At 63.1% G+C, this 945-nt stretch carries 1 pseudogene; it reads left to right on the top strand.

The window, feature by feature from the left end:
• Nucleotides 1-72 precede the first annotated feature (72 nt).
• Nucleotides 73-945, top strand: a pseudogene (locus ACSHZY_RS18875) (IS110 family transposase); the annotation flags it as partial.

The raw sequence follows: 945 nt of genomic DNA, 5'->3' as shown, positions 1-945 counted from the left end.
GGGATGTGCCGGCTGCTCCCCCAGCGTTGTGTTATCCTGAACGGGATCACCGCATCGAAAGGAGAAGCAGCCATGCGCGTGAAGAAAGCAGGAAGCTTTGAGACCCTCGCCGTTGTTGGCATCGACATCGGCAAGGACACGTTTCACTTGGTCGAGACCATAGCGGGCAGCTTGTCATCCGCCAGCAGATAAGGCGGCAGGCGCTGACCATCGTCTTCGACGGCCTTCCGCGATGCGTGGTCGGCATGGAGGCCTGCCTCAGTGCCCACTTTGTCAGCCGGACCTTGCGGGCGATGGGCTTCGAGCCGCGGATCATCCTGGCGATTTACGTGAAGCCGTTCAACAAGGGGCAGAAGAACGACTACAATGATGCCGAGGCCATCGCCGAAGCTGCCCTCCGCCCGAACCTGCGGACGGTCTCCGTGAAGGATCAGGATCAGCTCGATCTGCAGGCGCTGCACCGCGTCCGGTCCCGGCTGGTGTCGCGTCGCACAGCGACCATCAACCAGATCCGTGCCTTCCTGATCGAGCAGAACATCACGGTTCGTCCCGGTCTGCGGGCGCTGAACAACTCCTTCGACACGATCCTTGAGCAGCGGCCCGCCGAGATCTTTTCAAGGATGCGTGCCATCCTGACGGGCGGGCCTTCGGGACGATTGGCACTGGCTTGACCGGCGGATCGACGCGACTTCGAGCGAGATCAAGGAGGTCAGCCAGATCGAGGAGAACTGCGCCAACGCCATGACCATCCCCGGCATCGGTCCGATGATCTCGACGGCGCTGGTCGCGGCAATCGGGAAGGGCGAAGCCTGCGACCGCGATCGCGACTTCGCGGCTTGGGTTGGTTTGGTGCCCCGTCAGGTCAGCACCAGTGGACGCACGGTTCTCGGCCGAGTCACCAAGCGAGGCAGCCGATACCTGCGGATGCTGTTCGTCCAGGCGGCG

Source organism: Falsirhodobacter sp. 1013 (assembly GCF_051195255.1).
GTDB lineage: Bacteria > Pseudomonadota > Alphaproteobacteria > Rhodobacterales > Rhodobacteraceae > Falsirhodobacter.
Note: the sequence above shows the minus strand (reverse complement) of the source record. Positions and strands in the feature narration are given on the sequence as shown.